Origin of the sequence: Bradyrhizobium sp. ORS 111, assembly GCF_045571485.1 — a bacterium.
Classification (GTDB): Bacteria; Pseudomonadota; Alphaproteobacteria; order Rhizobiales; family Xanthobacteraceae; genus Bradyrhizobium.
In genome coordinates, this window is the sequence record NZ_CP120701.1 from 230,785 (window position 1) to 249,060 (window position 18,276).

Sequence of the window (18,276 nt, forward strand, 5' to 3'; positions counted from 1 at the left end):
CGCGGCCATCGCAAAGGGCACACGGTTAGATCAGCGCGCAACAATTAAGCTCGGTGGTTATGGGTCCCTGCTTTCGCAGGGACGACATCGCTTGTGTGGCGTCTATTCGAACCGCACCGACACTTTTCCGAGCACGCCGAAATCCGCCGCGAAGACATCACCGGCTGCAATCGGCAGCGGCGGGTGGCAGGTGCCGGTGGTGACCACCTCCCCTGCCCGCAACGTCAGCCCGAGTCCGCGCAGTTCGTTGGCGCACCATGCCAGCGCCACGCGGGGATCGCCGAGCACGTTCTTGCCGTGGCCGGTGTAGTGCTGACCACGCAGCGCGATGGTCGGCCGCTCCTCGATCAGATCCATCGCGCGCCAGTTGGCTGAGGTCGCTGGCCCAAGCACAAACAGATGCGCGCAGGCATTGTCGGCGATCAACTGCGCTTCGCCGGCTATGGTGAAATCGGCGAAGCGCGAATCCGGAATCTCGATTGCGGGATGCAGCGTGCCGACCGCGTCGAGCACCTCCTGCACGCTGTAGGGCGCCGCACGCGGCGGCAGATCGCGCGCCATCCGGAAGGCGAATTCCGGCTCGCCGACGCGCATTTCGTTGCCCGTCATCGATGCCGTGCCGCCATCGGCGATCACGGTCTCGGCAAGGATGCGCCCAGCCAAGGGGGCGGCGACGTTGATGTGCTTCTGGCCGGCCTCGCTGGTCGCCGCGATCTTCCAGCCGAACAGCTTTTCACGCGACGTCTTCTCCAGCGCAGCCTGCACGGCGTAACCCTCGGCGCGGTCGCGCGGCCGAAGCGCGGTGTCGAGCGCGCCGAGCTTGGTGCCGGCGCGCCAGTGTTGGTGCAACATCCTTGATGCGGTGGCGATTTGATCGGCGTCGAGCATTGTCGAATTCCTGAATGGAGCGATCGTGTTGGCTGCTACCCCTCATCCAGAGGAGCCGCGGAGCGGCGTCTCGAAGGATGTAGGCCGCAGACGGGGCCTCATGGTTCGAGACGCGCTGCGCGCTCCTCACCATGAGGGTAGATGGCAGACTACCCAATAATGATCTTCGTCCGCGGACTCATCCGTCGCAACACACGCAGCATCGACATTTTCGTCATCGAGACGCAGCCGGCGGTCGGCGAGAAATTGGGGCGCGCCAGGTGCAGGAACACCGCGCTGCCACGGCCAACGATGCGCGGCGCGGCGTTGTGGTCGATTTCGACAATGAAGTCGTAGAGGTGATCAGCGCGGGTCAGGCGGTCGCCGGGCTCCGCGCCGTCGAGGCGGATCGGCTGGTTGTAATGACGATCCCGCGGATCCTCGCACCAGGCATCCTCGGGGCGGATCGGCCGGGTCGGCAGGAACGTCTTCGGCCGCAAGTGGCGGTCGGCGCGCCACCACAGCCGCCGGGGATGAAAGACGCCGCGCGGCGTGCCGCCGTCGCCCTCGCGCTTGTTGGCCAGAATGCCGCCACGTCCGAGCGCGACCGGCACCGTCCAGCCATCGGCGCTCAGCCAGCCCCGGCGCGGGTCTCCGGCGGCGCGATGGACGTGAATGGCGGAGAGCGGGCGATCACGTGCATCTGTCATATAAGTGATTGAAATAGCTCGCCTTCCCCTAAGAATCATTCCAATCCAAACTTGCCTTGGCAGCCCCAATTGATCTATCTGGCAGGGTTACAGGACATTCACCTCCCGCTTGCCGATTTTGCGATAAACTACCCTTGCCTTGTGAATCGGTAACAATCGCCTACCTGAACCCATATCTACCCCAAGTCTCGGCCATGAGCGTCCCAGCTTCTGTCCGCCCCGCCGCCCCCGAAGGATTGTACCAATGGCCAATGCCCGCAAGATCTTGATCGTGGATGACGATACCGATCTGCGCGATACGCTGGTCGAGCAACTGTCGCTGCACGAGGAATTCGAGGCCTCCGCAGTCGATACCGGCGCCAAGGGCGCCAGCGCTGCCAAAGCCAACTCCCCCGATCTGGTCCTGATGGATGTCGGCCTGCCGGATACCGACGGCCGCGAGGTGGTGCGCTCATTACGCAAGGGCGGCTTCAAGGCCCCGATCATCATGCTCACCGGCCACGACACTGATTCGGACACCATCCTGGGCCTGGAATCCGGCGCCAATGATTACGTGGCAAAGCCGTTTCGATTTGCGGTGCTGCTGGCCCGGATCCGGGCGCAGCTTCGCCAGCACGAGGCCAGCGAGGACGCGGTGTTCTCGGTCGGCCCCTACTCTTTCCGGCCCGGCTCGAAGATGCTCACCGGCGCCAATGCCAAGAAGGTGCGGCTGACCGAGAAGGAGACCGCGATCCTCCGCTTCCTCTATCGCGCCGGCCAGATGCCGGTGTCGCGCGAGACCTTGCTGCAGGAGGTCTGGGGCTACAATTCCGGCGTCACCACCCACACGCTGGAAACCCACATCTATCGCCTGCGCCAGAAGATCGAGAAGGACGCGGCCAACCCGGAAATCCTGGTCACCGAAGCCGGTGGCTACAAGCTGGTGCCGTGATACGCTTTGCGCTTGACGATTCGTGAAATCGAGGCGCACTCCGGTTCCCGACCCTGAATGTCGATCGATGATGATGTAGCCCTGCTCGAGCGGGTCCCGACGATGCGTCTGTTGGGTGGTACCTCCTTGCGCATGCTGGCGATCGGCTCCGAGCAACGCGATTTCGAAGATGGTGACGTGCTGTTCAAGGCGGGCGACGCGGCCGACGCCGGCTATGTCGTGCAGAGCGGGACGTTCCGCGTCGAGGAAGGCGGCGCCGAGATCGTCGCCGGCCCCGGCGCGCTGATCGGCGAGCTCGCGCTGATCGTGGCGATGAAGCGACCCTCGACCGCAACCGCGCTCGAACGCGCTTCCGTGATTCGCATCGCGCGCAGCCTGTTCCAGCGCGTGCTGGAAAGCGACCCCGCCGCGGCGCGACGGCTGCGCGACGACCTCGCGACACGCACGAGCCAGCTCGCGAGCGATATCCTGATGGCGGGCGCGAAGCTGAATACGTAGCTGGTGAAATTGAATTGACGGCCGCGCCGCATGCTCCACCGGCCGCAGCCTCGCCTCAGACCTCCAGCACCGCGGTCACCGGCACGTGGTCGGACGGCCGCTCCCAGCCGCGGGCGTCGCGGGTGATCTTGAAATCACTGACCTGGTCCTTCAGCGCGCGCGAGACCCAGATGTGATCCAGCCTGCGGCCGCGGTCGCCCACGGTCCAGTCGGCGGCGCGGTAGCTCCACCAGGTGTAGACCTTTTCCGACATCGGAATCCGCTCGCGCGCGACGTCGAACCATTCGCCGTGCATCTGCGCGGCGAGTAGCTTCTCGGTCTCGATCGGCGTGTGCGAGACGATCTTCAGGAGCTGCTTGTGCGACCACACGTCGTTCTCATGCGGCGCGACGTTGAGGTCGCCGACCAGGATGTGGCGGTCGTCGCCGCGCGGATGCAGCGGCTCGCAGGCTTTCATCTCGTCGAGGAATTGCAGCTTGTGCTCGAACTTCGGATTGAGCGCGGGATCGGGGATGTCGCCGCCGGCCGGCACGTAGAAATTATGCAGCACCAGCGGCTTTGCGAGCTGCGCCTTCTCGCCGAACGACACCGAGATGTGACGCGAATCGATCTTGTCGCAGAAGGTCCTGATGTCGGTGCTGTCGAACGGCAGCTTCGAGATGATGGCGACGCCGTGATAGCCCTTCTGCCCGTTCAGCGCGACGTGCTCATAGCCGAGCCGCTTGAAGCGCTTCAGCGGAAACGCGTCGTCGATGCATTTGGTCTCCTGCAGGCACAGCACGTCCGGCCGCGCCGCCTTGATGAACTTGGCGACGGTATCGATGCGGAGCCGCACCGAATTGATGTTCCAGGTTGTGACGGTGAAACGCATGGGAGCCGCGTCTTAGCACGGTTCGCCCCGCGGATTTCAATTGTCCACAGGCCGGGATCCGTGGTGCGTGACGAGCGTAGGGTGGGTAGAGCGAAGCGAACCCCATCATTGCCGTATCGCCACACGATTGCGATGGGTTTCGCTGACGCTCTACCCATCCCACGCGAATCGGCTACCCCGGCGAGGTGCCCGGGTAGGTCGTGAAATCGATCTTGAACAGCGACGGATCGGGCTTCTGGGTCGCGTCGAGATTGTAGACGGCAACCGTGGTGTCGTAGCCTTGCGGATCGGTGACGGTCCACTGCTTCAGCTTGCCGTCCTTGGCGCCGACCATGAGCATCAGCCGGGAGGTGCCGACCAGTGCCTGCTTCTCCTCGATGGTGACGCTGACGTACACGTCGTCGGCGGTGACGCTGACGACATTGGTGTCCTTCATCAGGTCGATGCGGTCGGACAGCAGGTAACGCAGCGGAGTCTGCGACAGCGGATAGATGTCCTGGGTCGCGAGCCTGCGGTCGCGTACCGCGACCGACGAGCCGTCGGCGATGATCTCGACCGGGCTCGGATCATCATATTCGAAGCGCACCTTGCCGGGCTTCTGGATGTAGAAATCGCCCTTGGTCTTGGTGCCGTCGGGCCCGACCTGGACGAAATTTCCGACCAGCGTTTGCAGCGACGACAGGTAAGCCGAGACCTTCGCAGCTTGCGCCTTCTGGTTGGCGTCGAAGGTCTGGAAGATACTGGCGGGCACGTTGCGACGCGGATCGGGGATGATCGGCGTCGGCTCCTGGGTCGTGCCCGTGGTCTGCGGGCCCTTGTCCTGCGCGCTCATCTGCGTGCCGGCGTCCCGGCCCTTCTTGGGCGCAGGCTTCGGCGTCGGGACGTTCTGGGCGTCCACCGCGGTCATGGTGGTACCGGCGATCGCGGCGGAGACGAGGAGCGCCAGCGCGTAGCGCATGCCGCGGTGAGTGAGATGCTTTTCCATCAGATATGTCAGGTCTCTGTTCGACGCTCGTCCCGCTTGAGCGATCCTATAGCGCCTCATCCGAGGGAGATATGGTTTTTCCGTGATGATCTCAGATCAGAACTGGCCTTCTTCTTCGCCGACCAGAATTTCGCGCTTTCCGGCGTGATTCGCCGGGCCGACGATGCCCTCAAGTTCCATCCGCTCCATGAGCGATGCGGCGCGGTTATAGCCGATTTGCAGGCGGCGCTGAATGTAGGAGGTTGACGCCTTGCGATCGCGCTTGACGATCGCGACTGCCTGCGTGAACAGGTCGCCGCCGCCGTCCCCACCCATGCCGGTGGAATCGAACACCGCGCCGTCCTCGTCGGTCGGCTCTTCCGCGGTCACCGCTTCCAGATATTCCGGCTGGCCCTGCGTCTTCAAATGACGCACCACCTTCTCGACTTCCTCGTCGGAGGCGAACGGGCCGTGCACGCGACTGATGCGGCCGCCGCCCGCCATGTAGAGCATGTCGCCCTGGCCGAGCAGTTGCTCGGCACCCATTTCACCCAAGATCGTGCGGCTGTCGATCTTCGACGTCACCTGGAAGGCGATGCGCGTCGGGAAGTTCGCCTTGATCGTGCCGGTGATGACGTCGACCGACGGACGCTGCGTGGCCAGGATCACATGCAGGCCGGCGGCGCGTGCCATCTGAGCGAGGCGCTGCACCGCGCCTTCGATGTCCTTGCCGGCGACCATCATCAGGTCGGCCATCTCGTCGACGATGATGACGATGTAGGGCAACGGGTCGAGGTCGAGCTTCTCTTCCTCGTAGATCGCCTTGCCGGTCTCCTTGTCGAAGCCGGTGTGCACGGTGCGCGTCAGCTCCTCGCCCTTGCCCCTGGCCTCGACCAAGCGCGCATTGTAGCCGTCGATGTTGCGCACGCCGAGCTTGGCCATCTTCTTGTAGCGCTCTTCCATCTCGCGCACGGCCCATTTCAACGCCACCACCGCCTTCTTCGGATCGGTGACGACTGGCGTGAGCAGATGCGGGATGCCGTCATAGACGGAGAGTTCGAGCATCTTCGGATCGACCATGATCAGGCGGCACTGATCCGGGCGCAGCCGGTAGACCAGGCTGAGGATCATGGTGTTGATCGCGACCGATTTGCCGGAGCCGGTGGTGCCGGCGATCAGCATGTGCGGCGTGCGCGCGAGATCGATGATGACAGGATCGCCGCCGATCGTCTTGCCGAGACACAGCGGCAGCTTGGCGACCGACTCGGTGCTCTCCTTCGCGACCAGCAGCTCGCGCAGATACACCTTCTCGCGGTGCGCGTTCGGCAGCTCGATGCCGATCGCGTTGCGCCCGGCGACCACGGCGACGCGAGCCGACAGCGCACTCATCGAGCGCGCGATGTCGTCGGACAGGCCGATCACGCGCGACGACTTGATGCCGGGCGCAGGCTCGAGTTCGTACAGGGTGACGACCGGACCGGGATTGGCTTTGACGATTTCGCCGCGCACGCCGAAATCCTGCAGCACGCCTTCCAGCGCGCGCGAATTATTTTCCAGCTCGGCCTTGCTGAGCGGCTGGCGGTCGCTCGCCTTCGGCGCGGTGAGCACGGAGACGGACGGCAATTCGAACTTGTCGGAGGATTTTTTCTTGACGCGCGGCTCGGCCTTCTTGCGCGGGGCGCGGGAAACGGGAGCCTCCTCCTCTTCCTCCTCGTCGTCGTCGAAAGCGTCGGTGTCGTGCTCGACGTCCTCGTCGTCGTCCTCGGCCACGGGCGCGATCGACGGCGCGGCGCGGCCGCCGCCGAGATTGGGCTCCTGACGCTCGAACGCCGCAGCGCGGCCCTGCGGCGCGCTCGAGACCAGCGATTTATAGGCTTTGGTGAGCAGCCAGCCGAGCCGCGCCTTGGCGCTCATCATCGCGTGGAACAGCCAGCCGAGCGAGATCGAGCTGCGATCGTTCTCCTCTTCCTCCTCGACGAACGGCTCGTCGTCGTCGGTGATCTCGGTCAGCTCCGGATCGCTTTCCTTGGCGCCCCAGCCGCAGGCGAACAGGAAGCAGCCGGCCATCGCGATAAACAGGATGAGTCCGAGCACGACGCGATAGATGAAGCCGGGCGGCCCGAACACCACGGCGGGCGCGCGCACCAGCGCATCGCCGACCACGCCGCCGAGCCCGGTCGGTAGCGGCCACGCAGTGTTGTGCGGCCAGCAGCTCGCAAACCCCGCCGCGATCGCCGTGCACAGCACCCAGCAGCCGAGCCGCAGCGCCTCGCGGTCGAACGGGCGATGCGTCAGCATCCGCCAGCCCCACACCGCGACCGGCAGCATCAGCATGATTGCGCCGAGCCCGAGGATCTGCATCAGCAGATCGGCGCCGATCGCGCCGGGATAGCCGACGACGTTGCGGATCGCGCGCGAGGTGGCGTGGCTCAGAGAGGGATCCTGCACCGACCACGTCATCAGCGCCGCGGCGACGACGCCGGCGAGCGCGATCAGCCCGAGCCCGGTCAGCTCACGCAGCCGCCGCGCCAGCGACTCGCGCATGGAGTGCGGCAAATGGCCGACCAGGGGGATGACACGTTCGATCGCTGCCATGCTCAATCTTCGCGCTTCGCGATTAATCCAGAGTTTCGACCAGCCGGTGCAACGCCTCGGCCGTGGATTCACTGTCGGAGACAAGCGCGAGTCGGATATAGCCCGCGCCCGGGTTGGAACCGTCGTTCTGCTCGCGCGCCAGATAGCTGCCGGGGATCACGCGGACGCCGGCGTCGCGATAGAGTCTGATCGCAGCGGCCTCGTCGCCGCCGCGCTGCGAGACGTCGAGCCAGACGCAGAAGCCGCCTGCTGGGCGCTTGTAGCCGTAGCGGTTGCCGAGGATCTGATCGGCGAGATCGAATTTGATGCGATAGAGCCGGCGGTTCTCCTCGACATGCGCCTCGTCGCTATAGGCGGCGACCGCGACATGCTGCAGCGGCACCGGCACTTGTGGCGCGGCGACGTTGCGTAGCTCATGGAACGCGGCCAAAAACTTTTTGTCGCCGGCGGCGAAGCCGACCCGCATGCCCGGCAGGTTGGAGCGTTTCGACAGCGACTGGAACGCGACCACATTGGTGAAGTCGGGCCCGGCACATTCCAATGCACTGCCCGGCGCCTCGCGGGTGTAGATCTCCGAGTAGCACTCGTCGCTGAGAATCATGAAGCCAAAGCGGTCGGCGAGCTCCTTCAGACGGGTGAAGTAGGCGCGCGAGGCGACCGAACCTTGCGGGTTGGCGGGCGAGGCGATGAAGAAAGCTACGGTGCGCGCCAGCGTCGCTTCGTCGATCGCATCGAGATCGGGCAGGAAGCCGTTGGCGAGCGTGGTCGGCAGATAGATCTGCTCGCAGCCGGCGGCGCGGGCGCCGGCGCCATAGGCGGGATAAAATGGGTTCGGCATCAGGATCGCCGGCCGTCCCTTGCGCGGGGCGACATAGCGTGCCGCGGTGATCGCGGCGAAAAACAGCCCCTCGCGGCTGCCGTTCAGCACCAGAACCTCGCTCTCGGGATCAACCGGGCGCGGCAGCCGGAACCGGCTCGACAGCCAAGTCGCGACCGCCCGGCGGAACGGCTCGATGCCCTTGGCGATCGGGTAGCGGCCGAACTCGGCGGTATGCTTTGCCAGCACCGGCCCGACGAAATCGGGAACCGGGTGCTGCGGTTCGCCCAATGACAGCGTGATCAATGGTTTAGCCGGCTGGTAGGGCGCCAGCAGCTCGGTGGTACGCAGGAACGGGGAACGCTCGGACTGGCCGGCGGAAGCGACATTGCCGGCGCCCTGCGCCGCGCCGGATGAGGCGGTCATTGCCATGTTTGAAGCGCCAGCACTTTCACTGCGGTCGGGAATGGGAAGGGGCCGACCGTAAACTGATCCAATCACCATAGATAGGGCGAGGTTAAGACGCGATTAACCATCGGCGGCTCGGCGTGATCTGCGAGGTGGGGCCGATGAAAGTCGGAAGCGAGCATGCATTTGCGTCTCGCGCTTTACCCGCCATTAAGGCCGTATCGCGCTGCACAAGTTCCTTCAGCAATTGGCAAGATGCCTCGGACGAATGATCCGCCATTCGGAAGTCGCAGGGGACATGGCCATCAAGATCGAGACACACGGCGATGTGGTGCGCCGCACCGGCAAGGTCATGGCGGTCGCAGCAGTGGCGAGCGCGGTGATGTCGTTCACCATGGTCGCGCTGGCGTTCGGCTTTGACTTCGCTGCGCCGATCACGGTCGGGCAGATGCAACTCTTCGGACTGACGGCGGGCGTCTTCATCGCGTTGTCGCTGAGCGGCGGCATGTCCTATCGTTCGGGGCGTTTGATGCTGGAGCTGGCGCAGACCCGCCGCGAGCTCGCGCAGATCTCCCAAACCGATCAGTTGACCGGCCTCTTGAACCGGCGCGGCTTCGACGCCGCGGCCGCGAGCGCGCTCGATCGGGCGGAAGCCGATGGCGCGTCGGCGGCGGTGCTGATGTGCGACATCGACCATTTCAAGTCGATCAATGACCGCTACGGGCACGATATCGGCGACAGGGTGCTGGTCGAGATCGCCGACGTGCTGCGCCAGTTCGCGATTCGGCGCGGCGCTCTGGTGGCGCGCTACGGCGGCGAGGAATTCGCCGTCGTTCTCACCGGGCTCAGTGGTGAGCAGGCCGCGCACCGCGCTGAGGAAATCCGCCGCGACTGCGCAGGCCGAACGATCCTCGATGACGTTACGCCGCTCCCGGTGACGATCAGCATCGGCTTCACCGTCAAGGCGAGTGGGTTCGAGCTGGGCGAGCTGATGCGCACGGCCGACCAGGCGCTCTACAGCGCCAAGCGCCATGGCCGCGATCGCGTTGAGCACGCCCGCGACGCGGCGTGACCTGGTTGTTTGGTCGGTCCTTCCATGATTCGTCATGCCCGGCTTGACCCGGGCATCCATCAATCGGCAAAGAGTCTTGCGAAGCGGGATGGATGGCGAGTCAAGCCCGGCCATGACGGGCACAGCGATCTTCTGTAACCCGGAACGCAGCGGAGCGAAATCCGGGGCAGTCTCGCCCGCGAAGACACTGTTCCCGGATCGCGCTGCGCTGCATCCGGGGTTACGCGCGCGATGTGCGCGGCTCAGTGCGCCGGCAGCTTCTCGAATGCCGGCATGCCGTCGGGCACGTGGTGGTAGGCCTGCTTGTCGCAGGTGTAGATCGCGACCTGTGGATTGAACAGCTTTGGATCGTCGAAGGTGCCGACCTTCAATATCGCGGCGGGGAGGCCGGGCGCTTTGGTCGCCAGATGGGTGCCGCACTCGGGACAGAACTCGCGCGTCACGGCGCGGCTGAGATCCTTGCGCGTGAACTGCTTGGGCTCGCTCGCGGTGTATTTGAATCCGCCGATTGGCATCGCCACGAACATGTTCGGCCCGCCGCCGGTGATGTACTGGCATTCCCGGCAATGGCATTGCGCCGCCATCATCGGCTCGCCCTCGGCCTCGTAGCGCACCTTGCCGCAATAGCATCCGCCTTCGACCCTCATGACGTCCTCCCTGTGTTTGTTGTTCTGTTGTCCTCTCGGCCTGCCGTTCCACAATGGCAGTCGATTTCGACAATAGTTTCTCAAGGGAATGAAAAAAGAAAGGGGCTCCAACTTGCGCTGGAGCCCCTCAACGGTCCGGGCATTGCCGGGTATGTGCCCGGACCGTAGTTCTGGGACCGACCGCTTGGGGAGGTCGCGTCCCGGGAGAACTCACATGTTGTAGGCGCGCTCGGTGTGCTCGGTGATGTCGAGGCCTTCACGCTCGGTCTCGACATTGGCGCGCAGGCCGACGATCACGTCGACGATCTTGTAGAGGATCGCCGAGCCGATGCCCGACCACACCAGCGTGGTGCAGACGCCCCAAACCTGCGAGAGCATCTGCGCGGCGAAGTCGTAATCGGCGACCTTCGGCGGGATCGCGGTGTAGTCGATGATGCCGGCACCGCCGAGCGCCGGGTTGACCAGGATGCCGGTGCCGAGCGCACCAACGATGCCGCCGACGCAGTGGACGCCGAACACGTCGAGCGAGTCGTCGTAGCCGAGCGCGTTCTTCACGACCGTGCAGAAGAACAGGCAGACCACGCCGACCACGAGGCCGAGCACGATCGCGCCCATCGGACCGGAGAAACCGGCCGCCGGCGTCACCGCGACGAGACCTGCGACCGCGCCGGACAGCGCGCCGAGCAGCGAGGGATGGCCCTTGATGATCCACTCGGCGAACATCCAGGACAGCGCCGCCGCGGCCGTGGCCACGAAGGAGTTGGTCATGGCGAGTGCGGCGCCGCCATTGGCTTCAAGGTTCGAACCGGCATTGAAGCCGAACCAGCCGACCCAGAGCAGCGAGGCGCCGATCATGGTCATGGTCAGCGAGTGCGGGGCCATCAGCTCCTTGCCGTAGCCGGTGCGCTTGCCGATCAGCAACGCGCCGACCAGGCCGGCGATGCCGGCGTTGATGTGCACCACGGTGCCGCCTGCGAAGTCGATCGCACCCTTCTTGAAGATCCAGCCGGCATCGGCGTTGATCTCGTCGAGCTTGGCCTGGGCCGCGGTCTTCGCCGCACCGTCAGCAGCCGCGGCGAGCGCCTTGGCGGCATCCTGGATCGCGTCCGGACCGGGCCAGTACCAGACCATGTGCGCGATCGGGAAGTAGATCAGCGTCACCCAGAGCGGGATGAACAGCGCGATCGCCGAGAACTTCATGCGCTCGGCAAAGGCGCCGACGATCAGGGCGGGCGTGATCGCCGCGAACGTCATCTGGAAGCAGACATAGACCAGTTCCGAAATGTTGGCGTCGACCGAGAAGGTCGCCGCCTTGGAGTCCGTGGTCACGCCCATCAGGAAGGCCTTGGAGAAGCCGCCGATGAAGTCGGAGCCGCCGGTAAAGGCGAGGCTGTAGCCGTAGAGGGCCCAGAGCACGGTGACGACGCAGACCGTGTAGAACACCTGCGCCAGCACCGAGAGCATGTTCTTGGAACGGACCAGACCGCCGTAGAACAGCGCGAGGCCCGGGATGGTCATCAACAGCACGAGCACCGTCGAGGTGAGCATCCAGGCGTTGTCGCCCTTGTTGATGGTTGGCTCGGCATGAGCGGCAGTCGCGGCGAAGATGCCGACTGCGAGGGCCGCCAGTCCCGCGCCTGAGGGACGCTTGAACGTCATGTTGTCTTACTCCTGAGGTCGTATGGTTTGAGCGCGAAATCAGAGGGCCGCGGCATCCGCCTCGCCGGTGCGGATGCGCACCGCATGCTCGAGGCTGATGACGAAGATCTTGCCGTCGCCGATCTGTCCGGTCTTGGCGGCTGAAGTGATGGCCTCGATGGTCTTGTCGACCTGATCGGAGCCGATCGCGACCTCGATCTTGATCTTGGGCAGGAAGCTCACCGCATATTCGGCGCCGCGATAGATTTCCGTGTGGCCCTTCTGACGGCCGTAGCCTTTGACTTCCGTCACCGTGAGACCGTGAACGCCAATGGCGGTCAGGGCATCACGGACCTCTTCGAGCTTGAATGGCTTAATGATCGCCATAACAATTTTCATGAGTCCTATCCCCGCTTGGGCCCGGCGCGAAACACCGGGAGAATTGCGACTGAGGTTCACCACGCGGAGAGCATCCACTACGCGGGCACAGCCGGGACCCTTAGAATCAAATGCCGTGCCAGATCGGACGGCTCAGCTAATGGATTATGAATCCGGAATTTTTCCCGCTTAGCGGGAGATGTTCGGCACTGCGCCATTCCGCCGCGCCTAAAATATCATCAGCCCTGTTCAAAACGCGGGCACGACAGACTCCGGACACAATTCTGCCCAGCGGCGGAGCAGCCCGCCGAAGTGCTGGCGGAACTTTCATCTTGATTGCAGAAGGGCTCGGAACCTCCCCTTGCAAAGGGGAGGTCGCTTTGCTCGCCAGAGCAAAGCGGGTGGGGATCTTCTCTCTCCGCATACAGCGTCGCCTGCGGCTGGACCCCCATCCCGACCTTCCCCCTTTCAGGGGGAAGGGGACGATGGAGCTGTCGCCCGAGCCAATGACTGCGCGAACGCGCCGGCCACGGGCTCTGCGAGATCTCGGTTCAGGCCGCCTCGCGTTGCGCAAGAACCCTGTCGATCAATCCCCAGTCGAGCGCCTGCTGCGCGGTCATGAAGTGATCGCGGTCGAGCGTCCGCTCCACGTCCGCTTCGCCGCGCCGGCAATGCTGTGCGTAGAGCCGGATGATGCGTCGCTTGGTCTCCTGCATCTCAGTGGCGTGGATCAGGATGTCGGAGGCCTGGCCCTGGAAGCCGCCGAGCGGCTGGTGCATGTGCAGGCTGGCATTCGGCAAGGCGGCGCGGTGACCGGGCTCGCCGGCCATCAGCAGGAACGAGCCCATCGAGCGCGCGGTGCCCATGCACAGCGTATGCACCGGCGCCTTGATGAACTGCATGGTGTCGTACATCGCAAGCCCGCTGGTGATCACGCCGCCATAGGAGTTGATGTAGAGATTGATCGGCTTGTTCGGGTTCTCCGCCTCCAGGAACAGGAGCTGCGCGCAGACCAGCCCGGACATGGCGTCGTTGACCTCGCCGTTCAGGAAGATGATGCGCTCGCGCAAGAGCCTCGAATAGATGTCGAAGGAGCGTTCGCCGCGGGTGGATTGTTCGACGACCATAGGGACGAGTTGCAGCATGTCGCGCATCGGCGATCTCCCTTTCAGCAGGTGATGAAGTCGTTTGCCGTCAGGCCGCGCGCATCAGGCAGCGGCCGTTGCTGTTGGCTGCCTGCGGCAGCGGTCGTCTGGCGTCGCAGGCCACCTGAATGATGCGAAACCGGGTGCCGCCGGCCTCGTTCGGCTCGATCCGGAAAGTGACGTGGCTCTCGCGAAACGGCGGCTCGGACTCGCGGAGCCGGTAGCGCACCTCCTCGCCCGCGACCGACGATTCCGGCTCGGCTCCGGCAAGGTCGGCATCGGGCAACCAGCGCTGGCGCAGCGCGGGAATGGTCACGGCGCGCCAAACCTTTTCCGGCGGCGCATCGAGCTCATATTCGAGCACCAGGGCGGGGTCGGCGCGGTCGGCCTCAACTGCATCGCTCATTGATCCATGTCCTTCAGCAAGTCGGTGAGTGCTTCGATGCGCTTCGGCCAGTAGGCGCGATAGCGCGCAAGCCATGTCCCGATGGTGGCGATCCCGTCCGGGTCGACTTCATAATTGACGAAGCGGCCCTGCCGCTGCTCGCGCACCAGGCCCGCCGCGCGCAGCACCGCGAGATGCTGCGACATCGCCGGCTGGCTGATCTCCAAGCCGTCGCGCAAGGCGCTGGCATTCAGGCTTCCGCCAGCGAGCTTTTCAAAGACCTTTCGGCGCGTGGGATCGGCCAGCGCCTTGAAGATGTCGGCTTCGATCATATCGACACATAAGCATACACTTATGTGTCATGCAAGCCCGAAACGAGCGGACCAGGGCGGGCGCGGCCGCGTCACGCGAACCGTCTAAGCCCGCCGCCTCACTGCAGCGCCTCGCCGTGCTGGGTGATGTCGAGGCCCTCCAGCTCCTGCTGCACCGAGACACGCAGCGGGACGAAGGCGCTGACCAGCTTGAGCAGCACGAAGGTTATGCCGCCGCACCAGACCAGCGTGACGGCGACGCCGTAGAACTGGATCAGGAACTGCTTCGGGTTGCCCTCGAGCAGCCCCGAGGTGCCGCAGATCGCCGACGCTGCGAACACGCCCGCCAGCAGCGTGCCGGTCAGGCCGCCGATGCCGTGGACGCCGAACACGTCGAGCGAGTCGTCATATTTGAAGCGGTGCTTCAGCCAGGTGCAGGCCCAGTAGCAGACCAGGCCGGCAATGATGCCGATGATCACGCCGTGCCACGGCGCGACGTAGCCTGAGGCCGGCGTGATGGTGCCAAGGCCGGCGACAGCGCCGGAGATCATGCCGAGCACCGACGGCTTGCGGCGCGTCGCCCATTCGATGCCGCCCCAGGTCAGCGCACCCGCGCAGGCCGCAAGATGGGTGGCGGTGATCGCCATCACCGCGCGCGAATTGGCCGCGAGCGCCGAGCCGCCGTTGAAGCCGAACCAGCCGACCCACAGCAGGCCGGTGCCCATCACGGCGAGCGACAGATCGAACGGCGACAAGTTGTCATGGCCATAGCCCTGGCGATTGCCCATCACCTTGGCCGCCACCAGGCCGCTGACGCCGGCAGAGAGATGCACGACGAGGCCGCCGGCGAAATCGAGCACGCCGGTCGAAGCGAGGAAACCGCCGCCCCACACCCAATGCGCCAGCGGCACATAGGCGAAGGTGAACCAGCCGATCGAGAACAGCACATAGGCCGAGAAACGCATGCGGTCGGCGACCGAGCCCGCGACCAGCGCCACCGTGATGATCGCGAACGTCATCTGGTACAGCATGAACAGCGCTTCGGGGATCGTCTTGGCTGCCGGGTTGATGCTGTCCATCGTCAGGCCCGCGAGGAACCAGCGGTCGAGCGAGCCGAGCCAGGGACCGTCGCCGACAAAGGCCAGCGAATAGCCGAAGGTGACCCAGAGGATCGAGACGATCGCCACCGCCGCGAGGCTCTGCGCCATCGTCGCCAGCACGTTCTTCTTGCGCACCATGCCGGAGTAGAACAGCGCAAGCCCCGGAATCGTCATCATCAGCACCAGCGCGGTGGCGACGATCATCCAGGCGGTGTCGGCGGCGTTGACGGTCGAACTGGCCGAATCCTGCGCGAAGGCCGGCGTGCCTAGCGCAAGCAGGATTGCAGCATTGATCGGCGCAGCGATTTTCGCTGCACGAAGAGCCCGTGCCCTCATCATCATTCCTCGGCGTGGGGTGTTTTTTGCGCGCCGGCGTCGTTGCCGGCGGCGGTCATGAACGTGAAGTCTCAGAGCGCGTCGTTGTCGGTCTCGCCGGTGCGGATGCGCAGGGCGTGGTCGATCGGCGTCACGAAGATCTTGCCGTCGCCGATCTGGCCGGTGCGCGCGTGCTGGGTGATGACGCTGACCGCTTTCTCGGCGAGGTCGGAATCGACCGCGATCTCGATCCTGAGCTTGGGCAGGAAGTTCACGACATATTCGGCGCCGCGATAGATCTCGGTGTGGCCTTTCTGGCGGCCATAGCCCTTCACCTCGGTCACGGTCATGCCGTGGACGCCGATCGCTGTCAGCGCCTGGCGCACCTCGTCCAGCTTGAACGGTTTGATGATCGCGACGACGAGTTTCATGGTCAGGCCTTCATTCCCTTGAGGTTTTCCGCATGCGCCCTGTTCCCTGGGCGTCACCCGCCGACCAGGCGGCCAGCGTCCTGCGTCCACCAAATCTGGCATCTTTCTGGGCACATGGCACAAAAAACTTGCAGGTTGAAGGGGAAAACGTGCCCAGCGCGTGGGCTCCGTCACTATACGGGATCAGAACCCTCGGCCAGAATGCGACTTTCCCACTGGCCGGCGACCTCGCTGGCTCATTCTCCGCTGCGTTCCCGCCCCGAGGACGACAAACATGCCGAACCGAACCTGGTTTTATGCATCGGAAGGCCAGCAGAGAGGTCCCCTGCCGGAGGCGCAGCTCCGCGACCTGATCGCCCGCGGGACGGTGCGGGCCGACACGCTGGTCTGGACCGAAGGGATGGCTGGCTGGCAGAAGGCGAATGACGTTCCGGGCCTCATGCTAGGTGCCGCCGCGTCGCCGGCATTCCCGCAGGCCGGCGGTCCGGCGGTGGCCTCGGCAAGCTACGGCGGCGGACAATTGTCGATCGATTTCGGCATCTGGCAATTCATCTGGCGCACGGTGGTGTTCGCGATCGCAAGCGCCTTCGTCATTCCGCTGCCATGGATGCTGGTTTGGTACCTCAAATGGCTGGTCCCGTGCGTGCACGTGCCCTCGCGGCCAAATCTCAGTTTTGAGGGGAGCGCAATGACGGTCGTGCCCTGGTTCTTCGGCGCGGTTGTGCTCATTCTCGCGGTGTCGATGCTCGAGAGCCAGTTGCTCAATCTTCTGATCGCCCTGGTCGAGATCGCGTTGTACTGGCTGTTCCTGAAATGGCTGGTCGCCAATATCGCCTCCAACGGGCAACTGCTCGGGCTGACCTTCACCGGCTCGTTCTGGGCCTATCTCGGCTGGACCCTGCTGGCGGCGATCTCGTTCATCACGATCATCGGCTGGGCGTGGGTCTATGCCGCCTGGACGCGCTGGTTCTGCCAGAACATCCAGGGCACGCGCCACGACGTCACCTTCAACGGCACCGGGCTGGAATTCCTGCGGCGCGGCATCGTGACCTTTATCGGCATCGCCTTCGTCATCCCGATCCCATGGGTGTATCGCTGGATGATGCGCTGGATCGCGTCGCAGACCGCGCTGGTGCAGCGAGGCACGCAGCCGGGCGTGTAACCGGTATGAGGATGACCTGCGCGCAAACGCCGCCAGTTTGCACTGGGGATCAGGTTCTTGTTTGACGCGTTTTCTTCGCGCGAACCCGGGGCCCGCTTCGCTTCAAAGCGATCTACGCCTTGCGTTCGCGCACCGAGCCTTCCTGTGCGACCGAGGCGACCAGCGTCCCGTCGGGCTTGAAGATCAGGCCGCGCGTCAGGCCGCGGCCTGATTGCGCGCTCGGCGAATCCTGCGCGTAGAGCAGCCATTCGTCGGCGCGGAACGGGCGGTGAAACCACATCGCGTGGTCGAGGCTCGCCGGCATCATGCGCTTGTCGAACAGCGTGCGGCCGTAGCGGGCCATCACAGCATCGAGTAGCGAAAAGTCCGACGCATAGGCCAGTGCGCACATGTGCAGCGCCGGATCGTCGGGCAGCTTGGCGGCGGTGCGGATCCAGACATGGATGCGGCCATCGTCGATCTTCTGGCCGAAGTAGCGGCCGAGCTCGACCGGGCGCAGCTCGATCGGCCGATCGGATTCGTAGTAGCGGCGGATGAACTCCGGCATCTCCTTGAACATCGGCTGCTTCGACACTTCCTCCGCGGTCAGCTTCTCCGGCGGCGGCACCTCGGGCATCTTCTCCTGATGGTCGAACGCGCCCTGCTCCTCGGCGTGGAACGACACCATGATGGAGAAGATCGCATTGCCGTGCTGGATCGCGGTGACGCGGCGGGTGGTGTAGCTCTTGCCGTCGCGCAGGCGCTCGACCTGGTAGATGATCGGAATCTGCGGATCGCCGGGCAGAATGAAGTAGCAATGGATCGAGTGCGGCAGGCGGCCCTCGACGGTGCGGCACGCGGCGACCATGGCCTGTCCGATCACCTGGCCGCCGAATACGCGCTGCCAGCTCGTCTTCGGGCTGTTGCCGCGGAACAGATTCACCTCGAGTTGCTCGAGATCGAGAATGGACAGCAGGTCGATCAGGCTCTTGGACATGGACGCGCTCTCGTTTGTCATTCCGGGCGCGCGCCAGCGCGAACCCGGAAATCTC

19 protein-coding genes are annotated in these 18,276 nt (G+C 64.8%); 4 read left to right on the forward strand and 15 right to left on the reverse strand.

From position 1 onward, the window contains the following. Positions 1-102: 102 nt before the first annotated feature. The gene (locus P6U30_RS01055) at positions 103-888 is read right to left on the reverse strand and encodes a 2-keto-4-pentenoate hydratase (RefSeq protein ID WP_407167728.1); all 786 of its coding nucleotides are present in this window, start codon (positions 886-888) and stop codon (positions 103-105) included. Positions 889-1,037: 149 nt separating this feature from the next. Continuing rightward, on the reverse strand, positions 1,038-1,577 hold the full coding sequence (locus P6U30_RS01060; RefSeq protein ID WP_407167729.1) for a L,D-transpeptidase: 540 nt from the start codon (positions 1,575-1,577) through the stop codon (positions 1,038-1,040). Positions 1,578-1,821: 244 nt separating this feature from the next. On the opposite strand from P6U30_RS01060, the gene P6U30_RS01065 reads away from it, so the two are divergent. Both P6U30_RS01065 and P6U30_RS01070 read left to right on the forward strand, forming a co-directional pair. Then, on the forward strand, positions 1,822-2,508 hold the full coding sequence (locus P6U30_RS01065; protein ID WP_280974802.1) for a response regulator transcription factor: 687 nt from the start codon (positions 1,822-1,824) through the stop codon (positions 2,506-2,508). A gap of 57 nt (positions 2,509-2,565) precedes the next feature. Next, positions 2,566-3,006, forward strand: coding sequence for a cyclic nucleotide-binding domain-containing protein (locus P6U30_RS01070; RefSeq protein ID WP_407167730.1), 441 nt, complete (start codon positions 2,566-2,568; stop codon positions 3,004-3,006). Between the two features lie 55 nt (positions 3,007-3,061). On the opposite strand, the gene P6U30_RS01075 is transcribed toward P6U30_RS01070, so the two are convergent. From P6U30_RS01075 to P6U30_RS01090, 4 genes are all read right to left on the reverse strand, one after another. Further along, positions 3,062-3,877 carry an exodeoxyribonuclease III gene (locus P6U30_RS01075; protein ID WP_407149592.1) on the reverse strand — a complete coding sequence of 272 codons (816 nt, stop codon included), beginning with the start codon at positions 3,875-3,877 and terminating at the stop codon, positions 3,062-3,064. Between the two features lie 172 nt (positions 3,878-4,049). Then, on the reverse strand, positions 4,050-4,862 hold the full coding sequence (locus P6U30_RS01080; protein WP_407149593.1) for an outer membrane lipoprotein carrier protein LolA: 813 nt from the start codon (positions 4,860-4,862) through the stop codon (positions 4,050-4,052). 96 nt (positions 4,863-4,958) lie between these two features. Continuing rightward, a complete protein-coding gene (locus P6U30_RS01085) occupies positions 4,959-7,442 on the reverse strand; it encodes a DNA translocase FtsK (RefSeq protein ID WP_407167731.1) in 2,484 nt (827 codons plus the stop codon). A gap of 16 nt (positions 7,443-7,458) precedes the next feature. Continuing rightward, positions 7,459-8,685, reverse strand: a complete 1,227-nt coding sequence (locus P6U30_RS01090) for an aminotransferase class I/II-fold pyridoxal phosphate-dependent enzyme (RefSeq protein ID WP_407167732.1) — start codon at positions 8,683-8,685, stop codon at positions 7,459-7,461. 370 nt (positions 8,686-9,055) lie between these two features. On the opposite strand from P6U30_RS01090, the gene P6U30_RS01095 reads away from it, so the two are divergent. After that, on the forward strand, positions 9,056-9,733 hold the full coding sequence (locus tag P6U30_RS01095; RefSeq protein ID WP_407167733.1) for a GGDEF domain-containing protein: 678 nt from the start codon (positions 9,056-9,058) through the stop codon (positions 9,731-9,733). Positions 9,734-9,975: 242 nt separating this feature from the next. Here P6U30_RS01095 and P6U30_RS01100 read toward each other — a convergent pair whose 3' ends face one another. From P6U30_RS01100 to P6U30_RS01135, 8 genes are all read right to left on the reverse strand, one after another. Further along, positions 9,976-10,380 (reverse strand): GFA family protein, encoded by a 405-nt coding sequence (locus tag P6U30_RS01100; protein WP_407167734.1) that lies wholly within the window; start codon positions 10,378-10,380, stop codon positions 9,976-9,978. 210 nt (positions 10,381-10,590) lie between these two features. Beyond that, on the reverse strand, positions 10,591-12,039 hold the full coding sequence (locus P6U30_RS01105; protein WP_407167735.1) for an ammonium transporter: 1,449 nt from the start codon (positions 12,037-12,039) through the stop codon (positions 10,591-10,593). 39 nt (positions 12,040-12,078) lie between these two features. Further along, on the reverse strand, positions 12,079-12,417 hold the full coding sequence (locus P6U30_RS01110) for a P-II family nitrogen regulator (protein ID WP_407149599.1): 339 nt from the start codon (positions 12,415-12,417) through the stop codon (positions 12,079-12,081). Between the two features lie 530 nt (positions 12,418-12,947). Next, positions 12,948-13,550 carry an ATP-dependent Clp protease proteolytic subunit gene (locus P6U30_RS01115; RefSeq protein WP_407167736.1) on the reverse strand — a complete coding sequence of 201 codons (603 nt, stop codon included), beginning with the start codon at positions 13,548-13,550 and terminating at the stop codon, positions 12,948-12,950. A 40-nt stretch (positions 13,551-13,590) separates the two neighbouring features. Beyond that, positions 13,591-13,947 (reverse strand): SRPBCC domain-containing protein, encoded by a 357-nt coding sequence (locus P6U30_RS01120; protein WP_407167737.1) that lies wholly within the window; start codon positions 13,945-13,947, stop codon positions 13,591-13,593. After that, positions 13,944-14,258 (reverse strand): ArsR/SmtB family transcription factor, encoded by a 315-nt coding sequence (locus P6U30_RS01125; protein WP_407149603.1) that lies wholly within the window; start codon positions 14,256-14,258, stop codon positions 13,944-13,946. The genes P6U30_RS01120 and P6U30_RS01125 overlap by 4 nt, the downstream gene beginning before the upstream one ends. Before the next feature lie 98 nt (positions 14,259-14,356). Further along, entirely contained in the window at positions 14,357-15,673 is a 1,317-nt protein-coding gene (locus tag P6U30_RS01130; protein ID WP_407167738.1) for an ammonium transporter, read from the reverse strand. Between the two features lie 71 nt (positions 15,674-15,744). Continuing rightward, on the reverse strand, positions 15,745-16,083 hold the full coding sequence (locus P6U30_RS01135) for a P-II family nitrogen regulator (RefSeq protein WP_407149605.1): 339 nt from the start codon (positions 16,081-16,083) through the stop codon (positions 15,745-15,747). A 274-nt stretch (positions 16,084-16,357) separates the two neighbouring features. Here P6U30_RS01135 and P6U30_RS01140 point away from each other — a divergent pair, with 274 nt between their 5' ends. Next, positions 16,358-17,245, forward strand: a complete 888-nt coding sequence (locus P6U30_RS01140; RefSeq protein WP_407167739.1) for a DUF4339 domain-containing protein — start codon at positions 16,358-16,360, stop codon at positions 17,243-17,245. Positions 17,246-17,357: 112 nt separating this feature from the next. Here P6U30_RS01140 and tesB read toward each other — a convergent pair whose 3' ends face one another. After that, on the reverse strand, positions 17,358-18,221 hold the full coding sequence (gene tesB / locus P6U30_RS01145; protein ID WP_407149607.1) for an acyl-CoA thioesterase II: 864 nt from the start codon (positions 18,219-18,221) through the stop codon (positions 17,358-17,360). Between the last annotated feature and the right edge of the window lie 55 nt (positions 18,222-18,276).

What these genes read in the sequence shown, in the direction of transcription:
- P6U30_RS01055 (WP_407167728.1), bottom strand. Translation starts at nt 888, where the DNA reads ATGCTCGACGCCGATCAAATCGCCACCGCATCAAGGATGTTGCACCAA.
- P6U30_RS01060 (WP_407167729.1), bottom strand. Translation starts at nt 1,577, where the DNA reads ATGACAGATGCACGTGATCGCCCGCTCTCCGCCATTCACGTCCATCGC.
- P6U30_RS01065 (WP_280974802.1), top strand. Translation starts at nt 1,822, where the DNA reads ATGGCCAATGCCCGCAAGATCTTGATCGTGGATGACGATACCGATCTG.
- P6U30_RS01070 (WP_407167730.1), top strand. Translation starts at nt 2,566, where the DNA reads ATGTCGATCGATGATGATGTAGCCCTGCTCGAGCGGGTCCCGACGATG.
- P6U30_RS01075 (WP_407149592.1), bottom strand. Translation starts at nt 3,877, where the DNA reads ATGCGTTTCACCGTCACAACCTGGAACATCAATTCGGTGCGGCTCCGC.
- P6U30_RS01080 (WP_407149593.1), bottom strand. Translation starts at nt 4,862, where the DNA reads ATGGAAAAGCATCTCACTCACCGCGGCATGCGCTACGCGCTGGCGCTC.
- P6U30_RS01090 (WP_407167732.1), bottom strand. Translation starts at nt 8,685, where the DNA reads ATGGCAATGACCGCCTCATCCGGCGCGGCGCAGGGCGCCGGCAATGTC.
- P6U30_RS01095 (WP_407167733.1), top strand. Translation starts at nt 9,056, where the DNA reads ATGGTCGCGCTGGCGTTCGGCTTTGACTTCGCTGCGCCGATCACGGTC.
- P6U30_RS01100 (WP_407167734.1), bottom strand. Translation starts at nt 10,380, where the DNA reads ATGAGGGTCGAAGGCGGATGCTATTGCGGCAAGGTGCGCTACGAGGCC.
- P6U30_RS01105 (WP_407167735.1), bottom strand. Translation starts at nt 12,039, where the DNA reads ATGACGTTCAAGCGTCCCTCAGGCGCGGGACTGGCGGCCCTCGCAGTC.
- P6U30_RS01110 (WP_407149599.1), bottom strand. Translation starts at nt 12,417, where the DNA reads ATGAAAATTGTTATGGCGATCATTAAGCCATTCAAGCTCGAAGAGGTC.
- P6U30_RS01115 (WP_407167736.1), bottom strand. Translation starts at nt 13,550, where the DNA reads ATGCGCGACATGCTGCAACTCGTCCCTATGGTCGTCGAACAATCCACC.
- P6U30_RS01120 (WP_407167737.1), bottom strand. Translation starts at nt 13,947, where the DNA reads ATGAGCGATGCAGTTGAGGCCGACCGCGCCGACCCCGCCCTGGTGCTC.
- P6U30_RS01125 (WP_407149603.1), bottom strand. Translation starts at nt 14,258, where the DNA reads ATGATCGAAGCCGACATCTTCAAGGCGCTGGCCGATCCCACGCGCCGA.
- P6U30_RS01130 (WP_407167738.1), bottom strand. Translation starts at nt 15,673, where the DNA reads ATGAGGGCACGGGCTCTTCGTGCAGCGAAAATCGCTGCGCCGATCAAT.
- P6U30_RS01135 (WP_407149605.1), bottom strand. Translation starts at nt 16,083, where the DNA reads ATGAAACTCGTCGTCGCGATCATCAAACCGTTCAAGCTGGACGAGGTG.
- P6U30_RS01140 (WP_407167739.1), top strand. Translation starts at nt 16,358, where the DNA reads ATGCCGAACCGAACCTGGTTTTATGCATCGGAAGGCCAGCAGAGAGGT.
- tesB (WP_407149607.1), bottom strand. Translation starts at nt 18,221, where the DNA reads ATGTCCAAGAGCCTGATCGACCTGCTGTCCATTCTCGATCTCGAGCAA.